The organism is Porphyrobacter sp. THAI-01a, assembly GCF_056868655.1.
Window position 1 is genome coordinate 2,312,030 of record NZ_CP180579.1, and the last position, 20,658, is coordinate 2,332,687.

Annotated in this window: 21 protein-coding genes, 1 tRNA gene and 1 riboswitch; of the genes, 10 read left to right on the forward strand and 12 right to left on the reverse strand. The window is 69.6% G+C overall.

Annotated features, from left to right (window positions below; all coding sequences use genetic code 11):
- Nucleotides 1-6 precede the first annotated feature (6 nt).
- The 10 genes from ACMX37_RS11235 to ACMX37_RS11280 all read left to right on the forward strand — a co-directional run bounded on the left by ACMX37_RS11235 (nt 7) and on the right by ACMX37_RS11280 (nt 8,177).
- Nucleotides 7-864 carry a sulfurtransferase gene (locus ACMX37_RS11235; protein WP_483146007.1) on the forward strand — a complete coding sequence of 286 codons (858 nt, stop codon included), beginning with the start codon at nt 7-9 and terminating at the stop codon, nt 862-864.
- Nucleotides 861-2,054, forward strand: coding sequence for a cystathionine beta-lyase (gene metC, locus ACMX37_RS11240; RefSeq protein WP_483146008.1), 1,194 nt, complete (start codon nt 861-863; stop codon nt 2,052-2,054). The genes ACMX37_RS11235 and metC overlap by 4 nt, the downstream gene beginning before the upstream one ends.
- The gene (locus tag ACMX37_RS11245; RefSeq protein ID WP_483146009.1) at nt 2,051-3,082 is read left to right on the forward strand and encodes a mechanosensitive ion channel family protein; all 1,032 of its coding nucleotides are present in this window, start codon (nt 2,051-2,053) and stop codon (nt 3,080-3,082) included. Before metC ends, ACMX37_RS11245 begins: the two co-directional genes overlap by 4 nt.
- A 67-nt stretch (nt 3,083-3,149) precedes the next feature.
- Nucleotides 3,150-3,908 carry a uroporphyrinogen-III C-methyltransferase gene (cobA, locus tag ACMX37_RS11250; RefSeq protein WP_483146010.1) on the forward strand — a complete coding sequence of 253 codons (759 nt, stop codon included), beginning with the start codon at nt 3,150-3,152 and terminating at the stop codon, nt 3,906-3,908.
- The gene (locus ACMX37_RS11255; RefSeq protein ID WP_483146011.1) at nt 3,905-4,204 is read left to right on the forward strand and encodes a DUF2849 domain-containing protein; all 300 of its coding nucleotides are present in this window, start codon (nt 3,905-3,907) and stop codon (nt 4,202-4,204) included. The genes cobA and ACMX37_RS11255 overlap by 4 nt, the downstream gene beginning before the upstream one ends.
- Before the next feature lies 1 nt (nt 4,205).
- Complete coding sequence (locus ACMX37_RS11260; RefSeq protein ID WP_483146012.1) at nt 4,206-5,870, forward strand: nitrite/sulfite reductase; 1,665 nt, start codon at nt 4,206-4,208, stop codon at nt 5,868-5,870.
- Nucleotides 5,857-6,258, forward strand: coding sequence for a RidA family protein (locus tag ACMX37_RS11265; protein WP_483146013.1), 402 nt, complete (start codon nt 5,857-5,859; stop codon nt 6,256-6,258). Before ACMX37_RS11260 ends, ACMX37_RS11265 begins: the two co-directional genes overlap by 14 nt.
- Nucleotides 6,255-6,710: a DUF934 domain-containing protein gene (locus ACMX37_RS11270; RefSeq protein WP_483146014.1), complete on the forward strand. Its 456-nt coding sequence runs from the start codon at nt 6,255-6,257 to the stop codon at nt 6,708-6,710. The genes ACMX37_RS11265 and ACMX37_RS11270 overlap by 4 nt, the downstream gene beginning before the upstream one ends.
- Entirely contained in the window at nt 6,700-7,476 is a 777-nt protein-coding gene (locus ACMX37_RS11275) for a phosphoadenylyl-sulfate reductase (protein ID WP_483146015.1), read from the forward strand. The genes ACMX37_RS11270 and ACMX37_RS11275 overlap by 11 nt, the downstream gene beginning before the upstream one ends.
- Before the next feature lie 80 nt (nt 7,477-7,556).
- Nucleotides 7,557-8,177 carry a hypothetical protein gene (locus tag ACMX37_RS11280; RefSeq protein ID WP_483146016.1) on the forward strand — a complete coding sequence of 207 codons (621 nt, stop codon included), beginning with the start codon at nt 7,557-7,559 and terminating at the stop codon, nt 8,175-8,177.
- A gap of 31 nt (nt 8,178-8,208) precedes the next feature.
- On the opposite strand, the gene ACMX37_RS11285 is transcribed toward ACMX37_RS11280, so the two are convergent.
- From ACMX37_RS11285 to ACMX37_RS11340, 12 genes are all read right to left on the reverse strand, one after another.
- Nucleotides 8,209-9,126, reverse strand: a complete 918-nt coding sequence (locus ACMX37_RS11285; RefSeq protein WP_483146017.1) for an NAD-dependent epimerase/dehydratase family protein — start codon at nt 9,124-9,126, stop codon at nt 8,209-8,211.
- Entirely contained in the window at nt 9,123-10,238 is a 1,116-nt protein-coding gene (gene proB, locus ACMX37_RS11290; RefSeq protein WP_483146018.1) for a glutamate 5-kinase, read from the reverse strand. Before proB ends, ACMX37_RS11285 begins: the two co-directional genes overlap by 4 nt.
- Before the next feature lie 26 nt (nt 10,239-10,264).
- Complete coding sequence (cgtA, locus tag ACMX37_RS11295) at nt 10,265-11,341, reverse strand: Obg family GTPase CgtA (RefSeq protein ID WP_483146019.1); 1,077 nt, start codon at nt 11,339-11,341, stop codon at nt 10,265-10,267.
- Nucleotides 11,342-11,389: 48 nt separating this feature from the next.
- Nucleotides 11,390-12,304: an ABC transporter substrate-binding protein gene (locus tag ACMX37_RS11300; protein WP_483146020.1), complete on the reverse strand. Its 915-nt coding sequence runs from the start codon at nt 12,302-12,304 to the stop codon at nt 11,390-11,392.
- A complete protein-coding gene (locus tag ACMX37_RS11305; RefSeq protein ID WP_483146021.1) occupies nt 12,301-12,807 on the reverse strand; it encodes a hypothetical protein in 507 nt (168 codons plus the stop codon). The genes ACMX37_RS11300 and ACMX37_RS11305 overlap by 4 nt, the downstream gene beginning before the upstream one ends.
- Before the next feature lie 14 nt (nt 12,808-12,821).
- Entirely contained in the window at nt 12,822-14,762 is a 1,941-nt protein-coding gene (locus ACMX37_RS11310) for a TonB-dependent receptor plug domain-containing protein (RefSeq protein ID WP_483146022.1), read from the reverse strand.
- Nucleotides 14,763-14,876: 114 nt separating this feature from the next.
- Nucleotides 14,877-15,069: riboswitch (cobalamin riboswitch) on the reverse strand.
- A 192-nt stretch (nt 15,070-15,261) separates the two neighbouring features.
- Nucleotides 15,262-15,337: transfer RNA gene (locus tag ACMX37_RS11315), tRNA-Ala, on the reverse strand.
- Nucleotides 15,338-15,448: 111 nt separating this feature from the next.
- On the reverse strand, nt 15,449-16,396 hold the full coding sequence (locus tag ACMX37_RS11320; RefSeq protein ID WP_483146023.1) for a hypothetical protein: 948 nt from the start codon (nt 16,394-16,396) through the stop codon (nt 15,449-15,451).
- A gap of 196 nt (nt 16,397-16,592) precedes the next feature.
- Complete coding sequence (locus ACMX37_RS11325; protein ID WP_483146024.1) at nt 16,593-17,339, reverse strand: Bax inhibitor-1/YccA family protein; 747 nt, start codon at nt 17,337-17,339, stop codon at nt 16,593-16,595.
- A 143-nt stretch (nt 17,340-17,482) separates the two neighbouring features.
- The gene (locus ACMX37_RS11330) at nt 17,483-18,274 is read right to left on the reverse strand and encodes a pyrroline-5-carboxylate reductase family protein (protein ID WP_483146025.1); all 792 of its coding nucleotides are present in this window, start codon (nt 18,272-18,274) and stop codon (nt 17,483-17,485) included.
- Nucleotides 18,275-18,388: 114 nt separating this feature from the next.
- Nucleotides 18,389-18,895, reverse strand: coding sequence for a type III secretion system chaperone family protein (locus ACMX37_RS11335; protein WP_233996898.1), 507 nt, complete (start codon nt 18,893-18,895; stop codon nt 18,389-18,391).
- Between the two features lie 151 nt (nt 18,896-19,046).
- A complete protein-coding gene (locus ACMX37_RS11340; RefSeq protein ID WP_483146026.1) occupies nt 19,047-20,633 on the reverse strand; it encodes a tetratricopeptide repeat protein in 1,587 nt (528 codons plus the stop codon).
- Between the last annotated feature and the right edge of the window lie 25 nt (nt 20,634-20,658).

Here is a 20,658-nt window from a genome sequence, read left to right on the forward strand (position 1 = left end):
GCGGTCATGACCACGCTTCCTTCCGCCCTCGTCTCCGCCGAGTGGCTCGCCGCGAACCGCGAGGCGCCCGGCCTCGCCGTGCTCGATGCCTCGCACCACCTGCCCGCCGCCGGGCGCGACGCAGCCGCCGAGTTCGCCGCCGGGCATATCCCGGGCGCGCGCTTCCTCGGCCTTGCCAGTCTGTTCGATGCGGGCTCGCCGGTCCCGTATGCCCTGCCCACCGCCGACCAGCTCGCCGCGCGCCTCGCGCTGCTGGGGGTGCGGGGCGAGGACGCGATCGTGCTCTACGACGACAGCGCGATCCGCACCGCCGCGCGGGCGTGGTTCCTGCTCACCGCGATGGGCTGGGGCAAGGTCGCGATCCTCGACGGCGGCCTTGCCGCCTGGCGCGCCGCCGGCCACCCGCTGGCGAGCGGGGCAGAGCACGGCGAGGCGATCGCCCCCGCCAGCCTGCCGCCCCCGCGCCGGGTGCGCAGCAAGGCCGAAATGCTCGCCAATCTCGCCAGCGGCGCGGAACAGGTGGTCGACGCACGCTCGGCCGACCGGGTCTATGGCACCGGCACCGATCCGGTCCACGGGCTGCCGATGGGGCGCATCCCCGGGGCGCTCAACGTGCCCTTCACCGAGGTTCTGAACGCCGACGGCACCTACAGGACGCCCGAGGAAATCCGCGCGGCCTTCGCCGAGGCCGGCGTCGATCTGGACAGGCCGATCGTCACCACCTGCGGCAGCGGGGTAACGGCGAGCGTGCTGCTGTTCGCGCTGCACCTTGCGGGCGTCGACAGGACGGCGCTCTACGATGGGAGCTGGAGCGAGTGGGGCGCCGATCCCGACACTCCGAAGGCTCAGGGGCCCGAGGCATGAGCGGCGGCGGCGACGACAAGCACCTGAAGCCCGCCACCCGTCTGGTGCGCGGCGGGCGGCGCAAGGAGTGGACGGGGCCGGTGGTCAACCCGCCGGTGTGGCGCGGCTCGACGCACCTCTACGACTGCGACGCCGATCGTCACGCGGCGGGCGGCAACAATGCCGACGGACAGTTCTTCTACGGCAGGCGCGGCGCGCCGACGCAGTGGGCGCTCGCCGAGGCGCTGACCCAGCTCGAACGCGGCGCGCACGGCACGGTTCTCTGGCCGAGCGGCGTGGCGGCGATCGCGGGGTGCATGCTGGCGGTGCTGAGGCCCGGCGACCGGCTGCTGATGGCTGACAATGCGTATGATCCCACCCGCAGCATGGCGACCGGGCTGCTGGCGCGGCTGGGAGTGACGACCGACTTCTTCGATCCGCGCGACCTTGCCGCCTACGAGGCGCTGTTCGCGCCGGGCGACGTGCGCGCGGTGTGGCTGGAAGCCCCCGGCAGCCTCACCTTCGAGATGTGCGATGTTCCCGCGCTCGCGGCTGTCGCCCGCGCGCAGGGCGCGGTGACGATGATCGACAACACCTGGGCGGGCCCGCTCGGCTTTGCCGCGCTGGAGCATGGCTGCGACATCGTGATGATGAGCCTCTCCAAGCACGTCGGCGGCCATTCGGACCTGATGATGGGCAGCGCGAGCGCGGGCAAGCGCTGGTATGCGGCGCTGCGGCGCGTCAGCCAAGAGCTGGGGCAGGTCGTCTCGCCCGACGATGCCGCGCTGGCGGCGCGGGGCCTGAGGACGATGGGCGTCAGGCTCGAGGCGCAGACCCGCACGGCCTTGCGCGTGGCCGAGTGGCTGGAGGCCCAGCCGCAGGTCGCCCGCGTGGCGTGCCCGCTGCTCCCCTCCGATCCCGGCCACGCCTTGTGGCGGCGCGATTTCACCGGCGGGTGCGGCCTCTTCGCCTTCGTTCTGGCGAGCGATGATCCCGCCGCCTCCGCGCGGGTGGCGGACGCGCTTCAACTCTTCGGCATCGGCTATTCCTGGGGCGGGTTCGAGAGCCTCGCCCTGCCGATCCGGCCCGAGGACTACCGCAGCCTCATGCCCGGCACCGGCGGCGCGCCGGCGCTGCGGCTGGCGATCGGGCTCGAGGACCCGGATGACCTGATCGCCGATCTGGCGCAGGCGCTGGAGCAGGCGGGATGATCGTTCCCGCGCCCGCACCCTCGCCCTCCCGCGGCGGCGGCAGCGAGGCGGTGGGCGGCGCCGACGTGCTGCGCGAGGACATCGCCGAGCGCAGCCAGACCGTGGGCGGCATCGTCAACCGGCTCGATGCCTTCGCGCTCGAGGTCGGCGACTGGCGCGTGTCGGCCTTCGACGTGATCTTCGTGGTCGGCGCGGTGCTGCTGGTGCTCGCCCTGGCGATGCTCGCCACCCGCCTCACCCGCGCGGCCCTGCGCCGGATCAAGGGGCTCGACGGAACGCAGGCCGTGCTCGCCGAGAAGATCGCGACCATCGTCATCTGGACGATGACCTTCCTCGTCGGGGTCGACCTCATCGGCGTCGACCTCACCGCGCTCACCGTGTTCTCGGGCGCCTTCGGCCTCGCGATCGGCTTCGGGCTGCAGAAGACCTTCGGCAACCTCATCTCCGGCATCATCCTGCTGATGGACAAGTCGATCAAGCCGGGCGACGTGATCGCGGTGGCCGACCAGGCCGGACAGCAGACCTTCGGCCAGATTCGGCGGATCGGCATCCGCGCGGTCTCGGTGACGACGCGGGACGAGCGCGAATACCTGATCCCCAACGAGAACCTGATGATCAACCAGGTCGAGAACTGGTCCTATTCCTCGAAGAACGTGCGCATCCAGATCAAGGTCGGGGTCGCCTACGACACCGACATGGCGCTCGCCGAGACACTGATGCTCGAGGCGGCAGCCAAGGCGCGGCGCGTGCTCGAGACCCCGCCGCCGACCGTGTGGTGGACGGGGTTCGGCGAGAACTCGGTCGATTTCACCATCCATTGCTGGATCGACGATCCCGAGGACGGCGTCGGCAATGTCCGCAGCGAGGTGCTGAAGAACCTGTGGGGGATGTTCAGGGACAACGGGATCGAGATCCCCTTCCCGCAGCGCGACATCAACCTGCGCGACAATCCGCAGACCCGCGCGGTGCTGGCGGCCCTGACCGGGCGCGAGGCGGTGCCTGCGCAGGAGGATGCCGGGCGCCAATAGCTCAGCTACGCGCCCGCCAACCCATTCTCGCTGGCACCCTAGCGCGCGGTGGCCCATCTGCGGCACCATGCGAAGAACCGGCACCATATTTCTCGTCGGCGCGGGGCCGGGTCCGGTGGACCTCCTCACCCTGCGCGCCGCCCGCCTGATCGAGGGCGCGCGGGTGATCGTCCATGACGGGCTGATCGGCCCCGACATCCTGAGCCTCGCCCGCCCCGATGCGCGCCTCGTTTCCGTGGCGAAACAGCGCGCCCGCCACACGATGCCGCAGGAGGAGATCAACGCCCTGCTGGTGCGCGAGGCGCTTGCCGGCCGCGATGTGGTGCGCCTCAAGGGCGGCGATCCCTTCATCTTCGGGCGCGGCGGCGAGGAGGCCGAGGCCGCGCGCGCCGCGGGGGTTCCGGTCGAGGTCGTGCCCGGCATTTCCGCCGCCAACGGAGCCGCTGCGGCCGCCGGCATTGCCCTCACCCACCGCGACGCCTCGAGCACCGTCTCCTTCGTCGCCGGCCAGTGCAAGGGCCTCGCCGAGCAGGACTGGTCGGGCCTTGCGGGCAAGGGTCGCACCCTCGTCATTTACATGGGCGTCTCGACCGCGCCGCAAATCGCCGAGAAGCTGATGGCCGACGGCCTCGCCCCCGACATGCCCGTCGCCGTGATCGAGAATGCCGCCCGCCCCGAGATGCGCGTGCTGCGCGGGCTGCTCGCGGGGCTGCCGGACCTCGTGGAGCGCGAGGCGGTCAAGAGCCCCGCTCTCATCGTCATCGGCGAAGTCACCGCGCGCGAGGACGCTGCCGTGGCCGCGCTCGCACAGGAGAGTGCAGAATGAAGATCCTCACCGGCAACGACCTGCGCAGCGGCGCGGTGACATGGTGGAACGGCACCGGCTGGTCGCTGTTCGTCGACGATGCCGTGGACGTGGGCGAGGACGCCGAGGAAATCCTCGCCCGCGAGGAAGCCGCGCGCCGCGTCAACGTCCCCTACGCCATCGAAGCCACCATCGACGCCGCCGGGCACGTCCGCCCGGCCCATATCAAGGACCGGGTGCGCGCGCTCGGCCCCACGGTGCGGCGCGACCTCGCCGTGCCGACCGCGCAGAAGACCGGCTGGGACTGGGTGATCTGAGATGTACCGTTACGACCAATATGACCAGGCCATGGTTGATGCCCGCGTCGCCGAATTCCGCGACCAGGCCCGCCGCCGCCTCGAGGGCAAGCTGACCGAGGACCAGTTCAAGCCGCTGCGGCTGATGAACGGCCTATATCTCCAGCTCCACGCCTACATGCTGCGCGTCGCCATCCCCTATGGCACGCTCGACAGCCGCCAGATGGAGATGCTCGCCGACATCGCGGACAAGTACGACCGCGGCTACGGGCACTTCACCACGCGCCAGAACATCCAGTACAACTGGATCCGGCTGGAGGATTGCGCCGACGCGCTCGCCGATCTCGCGACGGTCGAGATGCACGCCATCCAGACCAGCGGCAACTGCATCCGCAACATCTCGTCGGACCACTTCGCGGGCGCGGCGGCGGACGAGGTGGTCGACCCCCGTCCCTATGCCGAGCTGATGCGCCAGTGGTCGAGCTTCCACCCGGAGTTCACCTACCTCCCCCGCAAGTTCAAGATCGCGGTGATCGCGTCGGAGAAGGACCGCGCGGCAATGCGGCTCCACGATATCGGCGTGCGCATCGTGAAGCGTGACGGGGAGATCGGCGCCGAGTTCTACGCCGGCGGCGGCATGGGCCGCACCCCGATGGTCGCCCCGCTGATCCGCGACTTCGTGCCGATCGACCAGTTCATCACCTATGCCGAGGCCTGCCTTCGGGTCTACAACCGCTACGGCCGGCGCGACAACAAGTACAAGGCGCGGATCAAGATCCTCGTCCACGAACTGGGCGCGGCGGAATATATCCGCCAGGTCGAGGAGGAATTCGCGCACCTGCTCTCGGTCGGCGTCGAGCCGCCGCGCGAGGAGCTGGCGCGGATCGCCGCACACTTCGCCCCACCCCCGTTCGTGTCGAGCGAAGCCGGGACACAGAGCCTCTCGACGATGCTCGAGGCGAACGGCGGTCAGGGCAGCGCGTTCGGGCAATGGGTCCGCCGCAACACCCACGCCCACAAGGCGCCGGGTTACGTCTCGGCCGTCATCAGCCTCAAGCCCGCAGGCGGCATTCCCGGCGATGCGACCTCGGAGCAGATGCGCCTCGTCGCGCGCCTCGCCCGCGAATACTCGTTCGACGAGCTGCGCGTGATGCACACGCAGAACCTGCTGCTGCCCCATGTCCGCATCGCCGACCTTCCCGCGGTGTGGCAGGCACTCGACGCGGCGGGCCTCGGCAGCGCCAACATGGACACGATCGAGGACATCATCGCCTGCCCGGGCCTCGACTATTGCTCGCTCGCCAATGCCCGCTCGATCCCGCTCGCGCAGCGCATTTCCGAGCGGTTCGCCGAGACGGGCCGGACCGAGGTGGTGGGCGAATTGAAGCTCAAGATATCCGGCTGCATCAACGCCTGCGGGCACCACCACGCGGGCCACATCGGCATCCTCGGCGTCGACAAGAAGGGGGTCGAGAACTACCAGCTCTCCCTCGGCGGCAGCGAGGCCGAGGACGTGAGCCTCGCCAAGATCACCGGCCCCGGCTTCGACGAAGACGGCGTGATCGCCGCGGTCGAGAAGGTCACAGACGTCTATCTCGCGTCGCGCGCCGAGGACGAGCGTTTCCTCGACACCTACCGCCGCATCGGCATGGAGCCGTTCAAGGAGGCGCTTTATGGCCACGCGTGACGCCGTGTTTCCGGCCGGTCGACAGGATCTCTACGGGCAATTCCGCTATTCGCCAGCTGTCCGCTCAGGCGGGTTCCTGTTCGCCTCCGGTCAGGTCGGCAGCCGCGAAGACGGATCGCCCGAACCGGACCTCGCCCGGCAAGCCGAGCTGGCGTTCGAGAACCTTGGCGCGGTCCTCGCTGCCGCCGGTTGCACCTTCGCCGACATCGTCGACCTCACCGTTTACGTGGTCGATCCCGAGGTGATGCTGCCGCATTTCATCGCCGCGCGCGAGAAGTGGTGGGGCGAGCCTCCCTATCCCACCCTTACGGGGGTGGGCGTCACCTGGCTTTCGGGCTTTTGCATCGAATTGAAGGCAGTCGCACGTCTGCGGGAGGAAGCGGCATGAGCACCAATCTCGGCACCTCGCCCGACGAGGTGCAGTTCCGCTTCCGCGACGACGAGCCGGTCGATCACGCCGCCGTGACGGTCGATTCCGTGCTGGACCAGACCAACGCCACCGCCGTCCGGATCGAGCCGGGCGACGATGCCCGCGTGCTGCTGCCCTTCCTCGACCGGCTGGCGCTGGTCGAGGTCAACTTCCCGGCTTTCGGCGACGGGCGCGGCTATTCCTCGGCCCGCATCCTGCGCGAGGCGGGCTACACCGGCGAGCTGCGCGCGGTCGGGCAGGTGCTGATCGACCAGCTTTCCCACATGCGCCGCTGCGGCTTCGACAGCTTCGCCCCCGACAAGCGCCTCGACGAGGAGGACGCGGCCCGCGCCTTCGCGACGTGGGAGAACGTCTACCAGCGTGCGGCGGATGGCCGCCGCACCATCGCGGACAAGCGCCATGAAGCCTGAACTCCGGATCGCCCCCGGGGACCGCACCCGCGACAGGCTCGACCTCGCCCCGCGCTTCACCGAGCATGATGCCTCACGTTTGAACCGCATGTTCCGCGGCAGCTCGACGCCGGAGATGCTCGAGACGGTGATCCGCGATCGTCTGGCGGGCGACCTCGCCGTGGTCTCCAGCTTCGGGGCGGAGAGCGCGGTGCTGCTGCACCTCGTCGCCAGCGTTGACCCCACGGTGCCGGTGCTCTTCCTCGACACCGGCAAGCATTTCGCCGAGACGCTGGCCTACCGCGACCTTCTGGTGGAGCGCCTCGGCCTCAACCTCGTGGTGCTGACCCCCGATCCGGCGGACCTCGCCGCGAAGGACGAAACCGGGCTCAGGTGGTCCTACGACCCCGACGGCTGCTGCGAGATCCGCAAGGTCAGGCCGCTCGAGAAGGCTCTGGCGGGCTATGATGCGAGCTTCACCGGCAGGAAGGCCTTCCAGGCCGCGACCCGCGCCAAGCTGCCGCGCTTCGAGGTGGATACCTCGGACGCGCAGGGGCGGCTCAAGATCAACCCGCTGATCGATTGGGATGCCGGGCAGATCGAAGGCTATTTCATCCAGCACGACCTCCCCCGCCACCCGCTGATCGCGCAGGGTTATCCGTCGATCGGCTGCTCGCCGTGCACCTCGCAGGTGCTGCCTGGCGAAGACCCGCGCTCGGGACGGTGGAAGGGCTGGGACAAGACCGAATGCGGCATCCACAAGCCGGGCGAGGAACCGTTCCTCTGAAGAAGAAGGCACGGCGATTTGTATTGATTTCCATCCGGCGCAAGGCATCATCCTAGCCCAATGGTCATGCGGGGGCGGACATGGACTGGGCAAAGGACATCAAGAGGGCCAGACTCAACGACTTGGAGGTTTTCTCCAAGACGGGAAGCGTCACCAAGGTCGATACACGGTCATCAACCTCGGTGAGCGGCAACAGCACCTATGTCTCGTCTTCGACGACGCACATGACCGACCTGCTGATCGAAACTGTACCAGGAAAAGAAATCTCGGTTCAGGCAAATGCGAACATCGTCGGACGCGAGGGGCATGTGCTGACGGTCTTCTATCTGGGCCGCGTCGGTGCGGATCGTGGCAACAGCGTTGCTTACTATAACCACAACACGGACAGACTGGTTTATGATCACATCGTGAGCGGCTCTTCCGACGGTCAATATCGTGTCGATCTTGATGGCGGCGGGATCGTTGTCGAGGGTTGTCTTGCCCTGATCATTGCAGTCGTCGTGACAGTCTTGGGTGTGAGTATCGTGGGGTGGGCGCTTGGCGTGTTGACCCCGGTGGTTCTTTTCGTGGTCATCTTCGCAACAGCTCTGTTGATGCTGCGCAAATATGCCTTTCAGGGGCCACGCAAGAGGGTGGATCACATCCGGCATCTCGTCGAACGCGAGCTTGCCGAGGCGAAGGCGGAACTCACGAAAGCTTGACCATCCCCGACGTCTTCGCCGCGTCAGGCGCCTAAACCCAGCCCTCGCGCCGATACCATTCGGCGGTGGCCTTGAGCCCCTCCTCGCCCGGGATGCGCGGTTGCCACAGGCCCGGCGGGGGCTTGCGGTCGAAGCGGGCGACCCAGTTGGGGTGGCACATGTAACCCACGCGGTCGGCGGTGAGTTTCGCCCTGTCCCCGCGCAGGCGCCGGTCGGCGCGGGCGGCGGCTTCGAGCACGCCGCGCGGCAGATGGGGCGCGGCGACCCTGCCCCGGCCCATCGCCCGCCCGATCGCGGCGGCGAGCTCCTTGTGGCTCCACCCGCCCTCGCGCCCGTCGTCGGGCTCGTAGACCTTCCTGCGCGTCGGCGCGGCGTTGCCGGCGGCAAGTGCCACGAGCAGGGCGGCGAGATCGTCGGCATGGATGATCGAGGTCGCCCCTCCCGGCGGCAGCGGCACCACGCCCCACTTCGCGGCGCGGAACAGGTCGAGCATGTCGATGTCGCGCGGGCCGTAGACGGCGGGCGGGCGCACGGTGGTCCAGTCGAGGCCGCTCGCCTCCACCAGCGCCTCGGCCTTCGCCTTGGAGGCGCCGTAGAGCGACAGTTCGGGCTGGCGCGCGGAGAGCGAGGAGACGAACACCAGCCGCTTCACCCCCGCCCCTTTCATGGCGGCAATCACGTTGGCGGTGCCGGTCACATTGGCGACGTCGAATTGCGCCGGATCGGGGGTGTTGGTGAGGCCCGCGACATGGATCACCGCGTCCGCACCTTCCACCAGTGCCGCTAGCGCGCCCTCGTCGCCGAGATCGCCGCGCACCCATTCGACGCCCGCGCGCGGCGGCTGGTCGCGGCGGGCGAGCGCGCGCACCTGGTGCCCCTGCGCCAGCGCTTCGGCCAGCACTGCAGAGCCGACGAAGCCGGTCGCGCCGGTGATCGCCAAAAGGCTCACAGCAGCACCATGTGGTCGCGGTGGATCACGCAGGAGCGCGGCGCGTAGCCGAGGCGCTCGGCCTGATCCTCGGCGCGCTTGCCGGCGATCAGTTGCACCTCCGCGGCGTCGTATTCGGCAAGACCCTGCGCGAGGCGTTCGCCCTTGAGGCTCAGGACGCTGACCAGATCGCCGCGGCGGAAGGTGCCGGAAACCCCCACCACCCCCGCCGCCAGCAGGCTCGCACCGCTCCGCAGTGCCACGGCACAGCCCCTGTCGACGCGCAACTCGCCCGCAGGTGCGAGCCGTCCGCCGAGCCAGGCCTTGCGGGCCGAGGCGGCGCTTACGGGCAGGAACAGCGTCGCGGTTCCCGCTGCGAGAGCATGGGCGATGGGCGCCTCGTGCGTCCCGTTGAGGATGCCGAGCGCGATGCCGGCGCGGGTCGCGATCTGCGCCGCCTGCAGCTTCGAGACCATCCCCCCCGAGCCGAGGCCGGAGGACGACGCTCCGCTCGCCATCGCCATCACCTCCGGCGTCACGGCCTCGACCACGGGCACCAGCGCCGCGCCATCCTCGCGCGGGTCGCGGTCGTAAAGGCCGTCCACATCCGAAAGCAGCAGCACCACATCGGCATTGGCCGCCTGCGCCACACGGGCGGCCAAGCGGTCATTGTCGCCGAAGCGGATTTCCTCGGTCGCGACCGAATCGTTCTCGTTGATGACGGGGATCGTCCCCGCCTCGAGCAGCCGGTCGAGCGTCGCGGCGGCATTGAGATAGCGCCGCCGGTCTTCCAGATCGCCGAGGGTCAGCAGCATCTGCGCCGCCGTGATCCCCTCGCCCCCGAGCGCGCGGCTCCACAGGTCGGCGAGCGCGATCTGGCCCACAGCGGCGGCGGCCTGTGCGTCCGCGAGGCTCCCCCGGCCCCCTTTCGCCAAGCCCAGCCGCGCCGCGCCGAGCGCGATCGCGCCGGAACTCACCACGATCACCTGCGCGCCCGCCTGCCGCAGCGCCGCGAGGTCGCCCGCCATGCGCGCCAGCCATTCCGCGCGCGGGCTTCCGCCGCCGACCAGCAGCGCAGAGCCGATTTTCACGACGATCCGCCGCGCGGTGGTGATGTCGGCCAGATTCTTCATGGGTGCTGCGTCAGCATCGCGTCAGATCAGAGCGGCGACCATTCGGGGGTGTCGCCGTCATCCTCGACCTCGACGGCCTTGGTCTCGGTCGCGGTGCGATCGGGCAGGTAGCCGAGCACCGCGTCGAGCAGGTCGGGAATGCCCGCGCCGGTCGCGCCCGACACCGCGAAGACCTGCTCCGCGCCGGCGGCCAGCAGTTCCTGTCGGAAACTCTCGACCAGTTCGGCATCGGCGAGGTCGAGCTTGTTGAGCACCACCAGCCGGGGCTTTTCATCGAGGCGCGTGTGCTCCTTGTCGCCATAGGCCGCCAGCTCCTCCTCGACGATGCGCATGGCTTCGACGGGGTCGGCATCATCGGTGCCGGTGATGTCGATCAGGTGGATCAGCACACGGCAACGCTCGATATGGCCGAGGAAGCGGTCGCCGATCCCGACGCCTTCGGCCGCGCCCTCGATCAGCCCCGGAATGTCGGCGAGCACGAATTCGCGCCCCTTGTGGCGCACGACGCCCAGCTTGGGAACGAGCGTGGTGAAGGCATAGTCGCCGACCTTCGCCTGTGCGTTGCTGACCGCGTTGATGAAGGTCGATTTGCCCGCGTTGGGCAGGCCGACGAGGCCGACATCGGCGAGCAGCTTCAGTCGCAGCCACACCCACATTTCCTCGCCCGGCATCCCCGGCTGGTGCTGGCGCGGGGCGCGGTTGGTCGAGGTCTTGTAGCTGGCGTTGCCGCGCCCGCCCATCCCGCCTTCGAGGAACACGACGCGCTGGCCGACCTCGGTGAAATCGGCGAGCACCTCCTCCTTGTCCTCCGAGAGGACCTGCGTGCCCACCGGCACCTTGATGACGAGCGGCTTGGCGCTGGCGCCGGTGCGGTCCTTGCCCATGCCGTGCCCGCCGCGCGGCGCCTTGAAGTGCTGCGAATAGCGGAAGTCGATCAGCGTGTTGAGCCCGGCGACCGCCTCGAACACGATGTCGCCGCCGCGCCCGCCGTCACCGCCGTCGGGGCCGCCATATTCGACATATTTCTCGCGCCGGAAGGAGACAGCGCCGGGGCCGCCTCCGCCGGACTTCACGTAGATCTTGGCCTGGTCGAGGAAATGCATGGCGGCCCCCTACGCAAATTCTGCTGCGAATGCGAGGGGAATGGCGGATCAGAGCTTCCGGATGAAGGGTTGGAGGCGTTCGGGGACCGCATCGGGCGTGTGGATCAGGCAGGCGAGCACCTCGGCGCTTTCGACCAGACGCGGCCCGGGGCGGTTGAACAGGTGGTGGCCATCGACCGCATAGACCCGCCCCTCGCGCACCGCCCTGAGGCTGCGCCATGGCTCTTCGGCGAGCAGCGCGCGGGCTTCGGGCAGGGTCTGGGCGAGCTGGTAGCCGCAGGGCATCAGCGCGATGATGTCGGGATCGGCGGCGACGACCGCCTCCGTCTCGATCCAGTGCGAATGGACCCCGGGCGCGGCGAGCAGCGGCTCGGCCCCGGCGGCGGTGACGAGTTCGGGCACCCAGTTGCCGGCGACCATCAGCGGCTGGATCCACTCGACCGCGAGCAAGGTGGGGCGTGTGGCAGGGGCGGCGGGGAGCGCGCCGAACCCCTCCCGCATCCGCGCCGCCGCCACGACTGCGCGCTCGGGCACGCCGGCGGCCTCGGCCACGCGGACGAGATCGCCGAACACGTCTGCCAGATCGTCAGGTGCGAGCGAGACCAGCACGGGCGGCGTCCCCACCCAGCTCGCCAGCGCCTCCTCCAGATCGGCAGGCGTCACCGCGCAGACCGCGCACTGGGCCTGTGTGAGGATCACGTCCGGGCGCAGCGACTTCAGCAGGGCAGAATCGACATCATAGACCGACAGGCCCTTCTCGACGATCGCCTTGACCCGGTCCTCGATGCCTTGGGACGAAAGCCCCTTCTCCAGCTTGGTAGAGGTGCAGACGGGCAGCGCCTTCACCGCCGTCGGGAAGTCGCATTCGTGCGAGCGGCCGACGAGGTTTTCCTGCAACCCCAGCGCCACCGCGATCTCGGTGGCGCTGGGCAGCAGCGAGACGATCCTGACCGGCGGGTTCATCGCGCCTGCGACGCCTCCAGCCCGGGGAGCCGCGCGAGCACCTGCCAGCCGAGCCACAGCCCCGCGAACCACAGCGCGTCATTCAGCGCGATCAGCCCGACGATCTCCGGCGCGAACAGCGCCGGGTCGCCGAACGGCAGCGCATAGGCGAAAAGGCTCAGCTCGAACGCGGCGAAGGCGGCGAGGAAGGCAAGGATCGGCCCTCCCCTGACAGCCCTTGCTGCCGCGCAAGCGACAAGGCTCGAGGCGAGCAGCGAGAGCCCCGCGGCGAAGGTCGGCCCGTCCCACGGGAAGCCCATGAGTCCGAAGCCGAGCACCTGGTTGCCGAGCCAGCACCCCGCCACACTCGCCAGCCCGCGCCGCCCCGGCATGGCAAGCGCGGCGATGGTGGCGATGGCCGCGAAGGGCATCATGCAGGCGAGCACCACCGTGCCGCTCAGCGTCGTCGCGGCAAGGATTGCGGGGAGCGCCAGCGGCGGGAGCGACTTGTGAAGTCCGGTCATGTCCGCGCCTCCCGTCAGAACCGCGCCTCAACGCCCACGGCTGCCGAGCGGCCGGGCGAGACGAAGCTGAAGACCTGCTCGTATGCCTCGCCCAGCAGGTTATCGACCCGCGCGAAGCCGCTGATGCGGTCGGTCAGCTTCACCCGGGCGTTGAGGTTCACGAGGGTGTAGTCGTCAAGCTGCACCCGCACCGGGCGGAAGCTCGGATCGGTGAAGGCATCGTCGAGCGCCGCGCCGTTGTGGCGCACCACCAGCGTGGCTGAGGCGGCATCGCCCGGTGCGGTCCAGGTCAGCGCGGCGCTGGCGATGTGGTCCGGACGGCGCACTTCCTCGCGCCCGTTCTCCTCGGCATCGAGATAGCTGTAGGCGGCATCGAGGCTCCACTGCTCGCCTAGGCGCGCATTGAGCGAGACTTCCACCCCGCGCTGGCGGCTTTCCGTGGTGCGGTTGGCGGGGGTGGCGATGAAGGCCGGCGGGGGGAAGGTGGTGAAGATCTCCCCCTCCAGCTCGCTGTCGAAATATGTCACCGAGAGGCGCGCGGCATCGGCGATGTCCTGATCGAGGCCGACTTCCCAACCAGTCGACTTCTCGGGCCTGAGCGCCGCATTGCCGATGAAGCGCCCGTCGACGAAGCCGTAGAGCTCGAAGAAGCCCGGGTTCTTGACCCCGCTGCCCGCCGCGGCGCGCAGGCGGGTGGTTTCCGTCAGGCGCCAGCCCGCGCCGACGCGGAAGGTGGTGGCGTCCTGGAACAGGTCGTTGATGTCGTGGCGCAGCGCGGCGGAGAGGTCGACGGCCTCACCCGCAAAGCGATATTCGCCCACCAGCCCGACCTGCTCGATGTCGCGCCGCCCGCCGAAGGCAAAGCCGCCCGGCGTGGTGTTGCGGAAGCCCTCCACCTCGTAATCGGCGGCAAAGGTCAGGCTGTGCCGCTGCGCCAGCCTCAGCGCGCTGACATAGGACGCCTTGACGCGGTCGCCTTCCGAGGAATTGGAGCGCCCGAACGGCCCGAAGGTGTCGCGGGTGATGTCGGCGATCTGGGCCGAGAGATCGTGGGTCCAGCGCCCGTCGAGCGCCTCGGCCCGCGCACCGACGAGGGCGTAGACCGCCTCGTTGGTGAAGCGCGTTCCGGGAGAGTCGATCACGAGGCCGAAGGTCGGGCTTGCCGGGTTGAAGTCCTGATCGTTGAACAGGCCCTCGGTGCGGATGAAGCGGGCCGCCGCGCGCAGCTGCAAGCCGTCCGCCACGTCCACGCTGCCCTTGCCCGCGAGGGTGTAGCTGTCGCGCCCGATATCGCGGGTGCCGCCCCGGGCGTTGGGCTGGCCGTCGGTGCTGACGACGACGGCGGAGAGCGCCGCCTCCCACGCGTCGCCCGCCGCGCCATATCGGACCGCGCCGTTCAACGTGCCCTGCGTCCCGCCCTCGATCCTCGCGGCAAGGCCCGGCACGTCGCGCCCGCCGGCGCTTTCATAGGCGACCACGCCGCCGATCGCGTCGGGACCGTAGAGCGCCGACTGCGGCCCGCGCAGCACTTCGAGCCGCGCGCCGATATCGGCCTGGAGCGTGCCGATGTCGAACTCCCCCGCGAAGGGATCGGACACCTCGATCCCGTCGACCAGCACGAGGACGTGATTGGCTTCCGAGCCACGCAGGCGGATCTGGGTCTGCCCCGCCACGCCCGCGACCGCCACGCCCGGGATGTCGCGCAGAACATCGGCGATGTCGCGGGTCTGGCGCTGTTCGAGTTGTTCGGCGGTGATGACCAGTGCGGAGCCGTTGTAGTCCCGGACGCTCACACCCTGACCACGGCTGGCGGTCACGAGGATGGGGTCCTGGAGTGTCGCGCTCCCGTCCCGGCAGCCATCGACGCACACCGCGTCCTCGTCCTGCGCCAAGGCAGGCACGGCCCAAACCAGCGCCGCCGCAGCGACGCTTCCCAGCAATGCAGAATTCTTCACGGATTCCTCCCGTCACAAGCAACATGGTGGCGGCGGGGGAAGCTCCCCCACAGCCCGGCGATGTCGCTCACAACGAAAGTCTGTTTCCGCGCCTGGCCAACCCCTGAACCAAGCAAAGAGCGACACGCTCCGGTCGGTCTCCTGGCTCACGGATCGACGCTCGGGATGCTCGCCTTCCCGGGTTGCCCGAAGGCCCCAGTGGCTGCCCCCATGAAGGGAGCGCGCATGTCCGAACTCACCGCTTACAGTTGCAGGGACAGCTGCGGATTTGCACCGCATTCCCGTTACCGAAACGCGGGTGCAGCGATAGCGTCAGGCGCGGCTGACGGCAAGACACGTAAAGAACAGTGTTCGACGAGCGCACTGTGTCGGCCCGAAAGGCCGCAAGCGCGAACGCGCGCCCGAGCCTTTGCGAGGGATGCCAATGCGGTCGGATGTCCGCCGCCCGGCGCTTGCGGGCGAAAACAAACAATCCAGTTTTCTGGCGAAGCTAGAAAACTGGTGGAGCCGAGGGGGATCGAACCCCTGACCTCGTCATTGCGAACGACGCGCTCTCCCAGCTGAGCTACGGCCCCGTTCCAGTTCTCGCGCCCGCCGCACACCACATAGGGGAGCGGGCGAGCGCGCGCATTAGCGGGAAGAATCGCCGCGTGCAACGGCGATTTTGCGCCGCGCGCGCCCCCGTATCAGGGCTTGCGCGGCGGGGTGGCGGTGGAAGGCGCGATCGGCTGCACCACGGGCTGCGAGGTGACGCCCTCGTTCACCGGAATCACCGGCACCGGCAAGCCGGTTTCCGGGTCGATCACGGTCTGCACCGGCACGCCCTGCGCGCCCAGATCGATCACGCTCGGCACCGGCTGGCCGCTGGCCCGCGCCTGCTGCACCGCCACCCAGCCGGGCTGCGATGCGCCATATTGCGCGCCCCACTTGGCGTCCCATTCGGCCGATGCGCGCTGGTAGGCCTCGTACTCGTCGAAGAAGGCCTCGAAGGGCACCAGCAGCCCATCGAAATTCTCGCGGGCGAAGACGAGCGGGTTCTTCGGCGGGGCCGCGAGCGCGCGGTTCGCCATGTCGAGCGTCGCGCGGCAGAAGCCCGCGCGAGCGGCCGGCAGGGCGAAGAAATTGTAGACCTGCGTCGTCAGCCCGTCCCGCGCGACGATCGCGGCGCGGCGCGGCTTGTGCTTCCTCATGTACTCCGCCTCGATCCGGTCGTTGACCGCCTTCAGCGAGCGAACATTGTTGCTGAGGAAGGCGCGGTAGCCTTGCAGGACCGGCTCGTATTCGGGATCGAGGCAGTTGAGCGCGGCGACGTTCCAGGCCGAGCGCAGGTGCCACACGAGATGATCGTCGGTGAGGCTGCTGTTGACGGTGATGCGCCGCCCGTCGGGTCCGCGCGGAGGCAATTCCATGACGTAATGCGCACCCCCGGGCGGGAGCGGGCGATAGGGCACGGCCTCGACCACCGGCGGCGGCGGCGGGGGAGGCGGCGGCGGGGGAGGCGGCGGCGCCGGGGTGGCGCAGGCGGCGAGCAGCGCACCGCCCGCGATCAGTGTGGTGATCGCAAGGCCGAAGGGCGTGCGCGTGGTGGTGCCACGGACATGGGGACGGGTCGGGGTATGCGGAGCCGCGCTCATCGGGGGTATCTCTCTCCTGCTGCGGGCCGTGCCAGCCGCTGCGGGGCAGTCATGCGCCCCCCGGGCTTGCTCCAGCCTGAAGCCGCAGCGATAGCCGCCCAATTCCCCAAAGCAAATGCCCGGGACCCCTTTAGGGCCCCGGGCATCCGACATTTCAACACCTGTGCGTCGGGCCGAGGCCCGGACGGCGACCGGATTACTCGCGGTTGCCGAGGAAGCTGAGCAGGAACTGGAACATGTTGATGAAGTCCAGGTAGAGGCTCAGCGCGCCGAGGATCACGGCCTTGCCCGCGAATTCGGTGCCGCGCAGGTACTCGTACTCGTTCTTCAGGCGCTGCGTGTCATAGGCGGTGAGGCCCGCGAAGATCAGCACGCCAATGAAGCTGATCGCGTAGTGGAACGCCGGCGACTGCAGCCACAGGTTGAGCAGCGAGGCGACGATCAGGCCGATCACGCCCATGATCAGGAAGCTGCCGAAGCCCGACAGGTTCTTCTTGGTGGTGTAGCCCCACAGCGACAGGCCGGCAAAGGCCGCCGCGGTGGCGAAGAAGGTCGTGGCGATCGAGCCGCCGGTGTAGATCAGGAACACCGACGAGAGCGACAGGCCCATCAGGATGCTGAAGCCCCAGAACAGCAGCTGGAGCGTGCCGGTGCTGAAGCGGTTCGCGCCGAAGCTCATGGCGAACACCACGGCGAGCGGCGAGAGCGCGACGATCCAGCGCAGGATGCCGCCGGTGAAGATCGCCGCCGCGGTGCCACTGGTGAAGGCCAGCAGCGCGACGATCCCGGTCAGCAGGATGCCCGATGTCATGTAGTTGTAGATCGAGAGCATGTGCGAGCGCAGGCCCTCGTCATAGCTCACGCGGCCGGCGACATCGCCTCCGGCGCGGGGCACGGAGCCAAGCCGCTGCGCATTGCGCGAGGTGTCATTCCAGTCAGCCATTGCGAAACCCTTGATCCTTGGTTTGCGGAGCGCGGGAAAAGCCCGCGCTCTCCATGCAGGCGAATATCGGGGTTTCGCCTGCGCATTTCAAGCGAAACCGGATTGCAAAGCGCGCAATTCGTTCAGATTAACAGAGGTTAATCTTAATCACCTCGCGAGAGCGCCGCGCCCTTGTCGCGGGTGGCGCGCAGGGTCTCGGCCAGCAGGCGTCGCAGCGCATTGTCGGCGTCGAGCACGTTCAGCCCCTCGCGGGTCATGCCCCCCGGACTGGCGACGCGGTCGGCAAGGGTCGCAGGGGAGGCGTCGGAGGCCGCCGCCAGCGCCGCCGCGCCTTCGACCGTGGCGAGCGCGAGGGTGGCGGCGGTGGCCTCGTCGCACCCGAGATCGATGGCCGCCCCCGCGAGCGCGTCGATGAAGCGGTAGACGAAGCCCGGCCCCGATCCGGCGAGCGCGGTGACGAGATCGAACCGCGCCTCGTCCTCGAGCCAAACGGCGCTGCCGAGCGCATCGAACAAGGCGAAGACAACGTCGCGCGCTGCGGGATCAAGGCCCGCCTCGGCGAGGATGACGGGCGACTTGTTGATCCGCGCGGCGAGGTTGGGCATCACCCGGACATGCGCCGTGCCATGCGGGAAAGCGGCGGCAAGCTGGCCGAGCGTGATCCCGGCGAGCAGCGAGCAGACCGTGCGGCCTTGCGTCACCTCCTGAAGCCCCGGCCCGAGCGCCCCCAATTGCTGCGGCTTGAACCCGAGCAGGACGACGTCATGCGTGCCCGGCACCCCGGTACCGTCGCGGTAGAGCGCAACGCCCTGCGGTGCCTCGGCGAGGCCCGGATCGAGCACGGAGAAGCGCGAGGGATCCTCGCCCGCCGCCAGCCACCCGGCTAGCATCGCCCCGCCCATGTTGCCGCAGCCGATGATGAGGAGGTGGTTCACTAATCTTCCAATCCGTTCGGGCTGAGCCTGTCGAAGCCCCGCACTTCTTCTTTATGCGAACCGCTAGAAGAAAGGACGGCCCTTCGACAAGCTCAGGGCGAACGGGCCTGGTTCCTAGGCTTCGCCCGCCGCGTCGACCATCGCCGCCTCGAGCGCGGCACGGGGGGACTTGCCGCCCCACAGCACGAACTGGAAGGCGGGGTAGAAACGGTCGCATTCGTCGATCGCGCTCTCGACCAGCGCCTGCGCCATGTCGAGGCTGAGGCGCCCGGCATCGCCCAGCAGCGCGCCGTGGCGGTAGAGCAGCACGTCGCCGTTCGACCAGATGTCGAAATGCCCCAGCCACATCTGCTCGTTGACGAGGCACAGCAGCTCGTAGGCGGCGGCGCGCTTGTCGTCGGTCACGCGGATGTCGGGGAGGCAGAGGAACTGGAGCACGCTGTCCTCCGCCCGCCAGATCGCGCGAAGCTGGTAATTGGCCCAGCTGCCCTGCACCTCGCCGGTCATCTCGTCTTCCGAGACCATCTCGCAGGGCCACCCGCGCGCGGCGAAGAGGCTGGCGAGCATCTCGACGGGGGCGGCATCGTCCTCGGCGGAATAGTCCATGTCAGCTGCTCTCATGGCCTGGCTTTCGCGGGGCGGGGAAGAGGTTCATTCACCATCGCGGCGATGGATGGACGCTGGAGGGGGCGATTGGCAATCGCTCAGGTTGGGGCGGCTGGGGAGAACCGGACAAGCTTGTGCAAAGCCTGTGCACAGATACCCGCGCCCATCACTTAAGTGGCTGAACCGCCTCGCCTTCGTCGCTCAGCCACAGGAAGCTGTCGAGCCCCTTGCCCTTGAGCTCGCGCACCAGGGTCTGGGCCTTGTCGCGATTGTCGAGCGGGCCGACGACGAGGCGGTTCGTCTCGCCCCAGCGCGCGGTGTGAGGCTTGAGCTTCGCCAGCGCCGCGCCGCCCTCGCGGCTGATCCGGCGCCAGTCGAAACCGAGCGCGTCGATCTTCTTCCCCGTCGCGACCTGCACCCAGACGCGGCTCGGATGGACCGGCTTGGGCGGCTCCTTGGGCTTGGGCTTCTCGGCCGGCTTGGCGACCGGCGGTGGCGGCGGGGCTTCGCGTCGCACCGCGATTCGCGACAGGTCGACCGCGTCGCCGCCGACCTTGGCATCGGGCAGGGGCGCGCCGAGATCGGCGAAGGCATCGGCCACCCGCAGCGGCGGCGCGGACGGGGCCGCCGCAACGGGAGCGGGTGCGGGTGCGGGAGCGGGCACTGGCGCGGCGGCGAGCGTCTGAACCGCTGCGGCCGCGGGCGCCGTCGACACCGACACGGGCGTGACGGTCGCCACCCGCTCGGCAGAGGGCGCAGGCACAGGCGTAGACACAGCTGCAGCAGTCGGCGCAGGCGCGGGTGCGGGCGCCGAACCGATGGCGGCGGCCGAGACCGGCTGGGTATAGACCACCGTCGCCGGCTGCGGGGTGGGCACGCTCGGCGCGCGCGCATCGAGCGGCGGACCGGAGGGCGCAAGGCGGCTCTCCGCGCGCTCATCGGCGGCAAAGCGCGCGAGGCGCGGGTCATCGCGGCCGATGTCCGCCGCGCGCGGAAAGATGCCGAGGTTCGCCGCCGCCGCCTGCTGCGGCTTGGTCAGGCGCGGCATGTAGCCGAGATAGGGCACCAGCCGCGTCGCGAGATCGCGCGGCATGACCTGCTCGACGATCGCCGTCGCGCGGTCGCTCTCGCCCATGATCGCAAGGCCGAAAGCGCGGGCGCGCTGGGCGGCCATGTCGCGCCGGTCGAGCAGGGGGCGCAGCGTCTCCTCGAACCGCGCGCGGTTGCCGGTGATCGCATGGCTGATCGCGAGGCGGCGGCGCGCCTCATCGTTCGCCGGATCGATCTGGAGTGCCCGGGCATAGGCGGCCTGCGCCGCCGGCTGCTCGCCCACGAGGTCGAGCGTCAGCGCGCGGTCGGTCAGCACCTCTCTCTCGGGCGCGCCGCCCGCCAGCGCGCGGTCGAACTGGACCAGCGCCTCGCCTGCGCGGCCCGCGCGCAGATAGACCGCGCCCAGCCCCTGCGCGACCGCCGGATGGCCCGGATCGACCTCCGCCGCACGGCCAAAGAAGCCGATCGCCGCCTCAAGGTCGTCGACCCCGAGCGCGGCCTGCCCCGCCTCGATCAGGGTGTCGCGATCGCGCGGCATCTTGGCGAGGGCGATGAGGGCGCGGTTGAGGCGCTGCACCTCGGGCGAGGGCAGGGCCTGCACCACCGGCTGCGCCACCACGTCCTGCGCCCGCGCGCCGCCCGCAGGCAGGAGCGCGCCGCAGAGCGCGAGCGTGGCACAGATGGAAAGGCGCGACACCATCATGCAGGCCCTAGCAAGCGCAGCCCCG

Coding starts and splice junctions, on each gene's coding strand:
- ACMX37_RS11235 (WP_483146007.1), top strand. CDS start 7: ATGACCACGCTTCCTTCCGCCCTCGTCTCCGCCGAGTGGCTCGCCGCG.
- metC (WP_483146008.1), top strand. CDS start 861: ATGAGCGGCGGCGGCGACGACAAGCACCTGAAGCCCGCCACCCGTCTG.
- ACMX37_RS11245 (WP_483146009.1), top strand. CDS start 2,051: ATGATCGTTCCCGCGCCCGCACCCTCGCCCTCCCGCGGCGGCGGCAGC.
- cobA (WP_483146010.1), top strand. CDS start 3,150: ATGCGAAGAACCGGCACCATATTTCTCGTCGGCGCGGGGCCGGGTCCG.
- ACMX37_RS11255 (WP_483146011.1), top strand. CDS start 3,905: ATGAAGATCCTCACCGGCAACGACCTGCGCAGCGGCGCGGTGACATGG.
- ACMX37_RS11260 (WP_483146012.1), top strand. CDS start 4,206: ATGTACCGTTACGACCAATATGACCAGGCCATGGTTGATGCCCGCGTC.
- ACMX37_RS11265 (WP_483146013.1), top strand. CDS start 5,857: ATGGCCACGCGTGACGCCGTGTTTCCGGCCGGTCGACAGGATCTCTAC.
- ACMX37_RS11270 (WP_483146014.1), top strand. CDS start 6,255: ATGAGCACCAATCTCGGCACCTCGCCCGACGAGGTGCAGTTCCGCTTC.
- ACMX37_RS11275 (WP_483146015.1), top strand. CDS start 6,700: ATGAAGCCTGAACTCCGGATCGCCCCCGGGGACCGCACCCGCGACAGG.
- ACMX37_RS11280 (WP_483146016.1), top strand. CDS start 7,557: ATGGACTGGGCAAAGGACATCAAGAGGGCCAGACTCAACGACTTGGAG.
- proB (WP_483146018.1), bottom strand. CDS start 10,238: ATGAAGAATCTGGCCGACATCACCACCGCGCGGCGGATCGTCGTGAAA.
- cgtA (WP_483146019.1), bottom strand. CDS start 11,341: ATGCATTTCCTCGACCAGGCCAAGATCTACGTGAAGTCCGGCGGAGGC.
- ACMX37_RS11300 (WP_483146020.1), bottom strand. CDS start 12,304: ATGAACCCGCCGGTCAGGATCGTCTCGCTGCTGCCCAGCGCCACCGAG.
- ACMX37_RS11305 (WP_483146021.1), bottom strand. CDS start 12,807: ATGACCGGACTTCACAAGTCGCTCCCGCCGCTGGCGCTCCCCGCAATC.
- ACMX37_RS11320 (WP_483146023.1), bottom strand. CDS start 16,396: ATGAGCGCGGCTCCGCATACCCCGACCCGTCCCCATGTCCGTGGCACC.
- ACMX37_RS11325 (WP_483146024.1), bottom strand. CDS start 17,339: ATGGCTGACTGGAATGACACCTCGCGCAATGCGCAGCGGCTTGGCTCC.
- ACMX37_RS11335 (WP_233996898.1), bottom strand. CDS start 18,895: ATGAGAGCAGCTGACATGGACTATTCCGCCGAGGACGATGCCGCCCCC.
- ACMX37_RS11340 (WP_483146026.1), bottom strand. CDS start 20,633: ATGATGGTGTCGCGCCTTTCCATCTGTGCCACGCTCGCGCTCTGCGGC.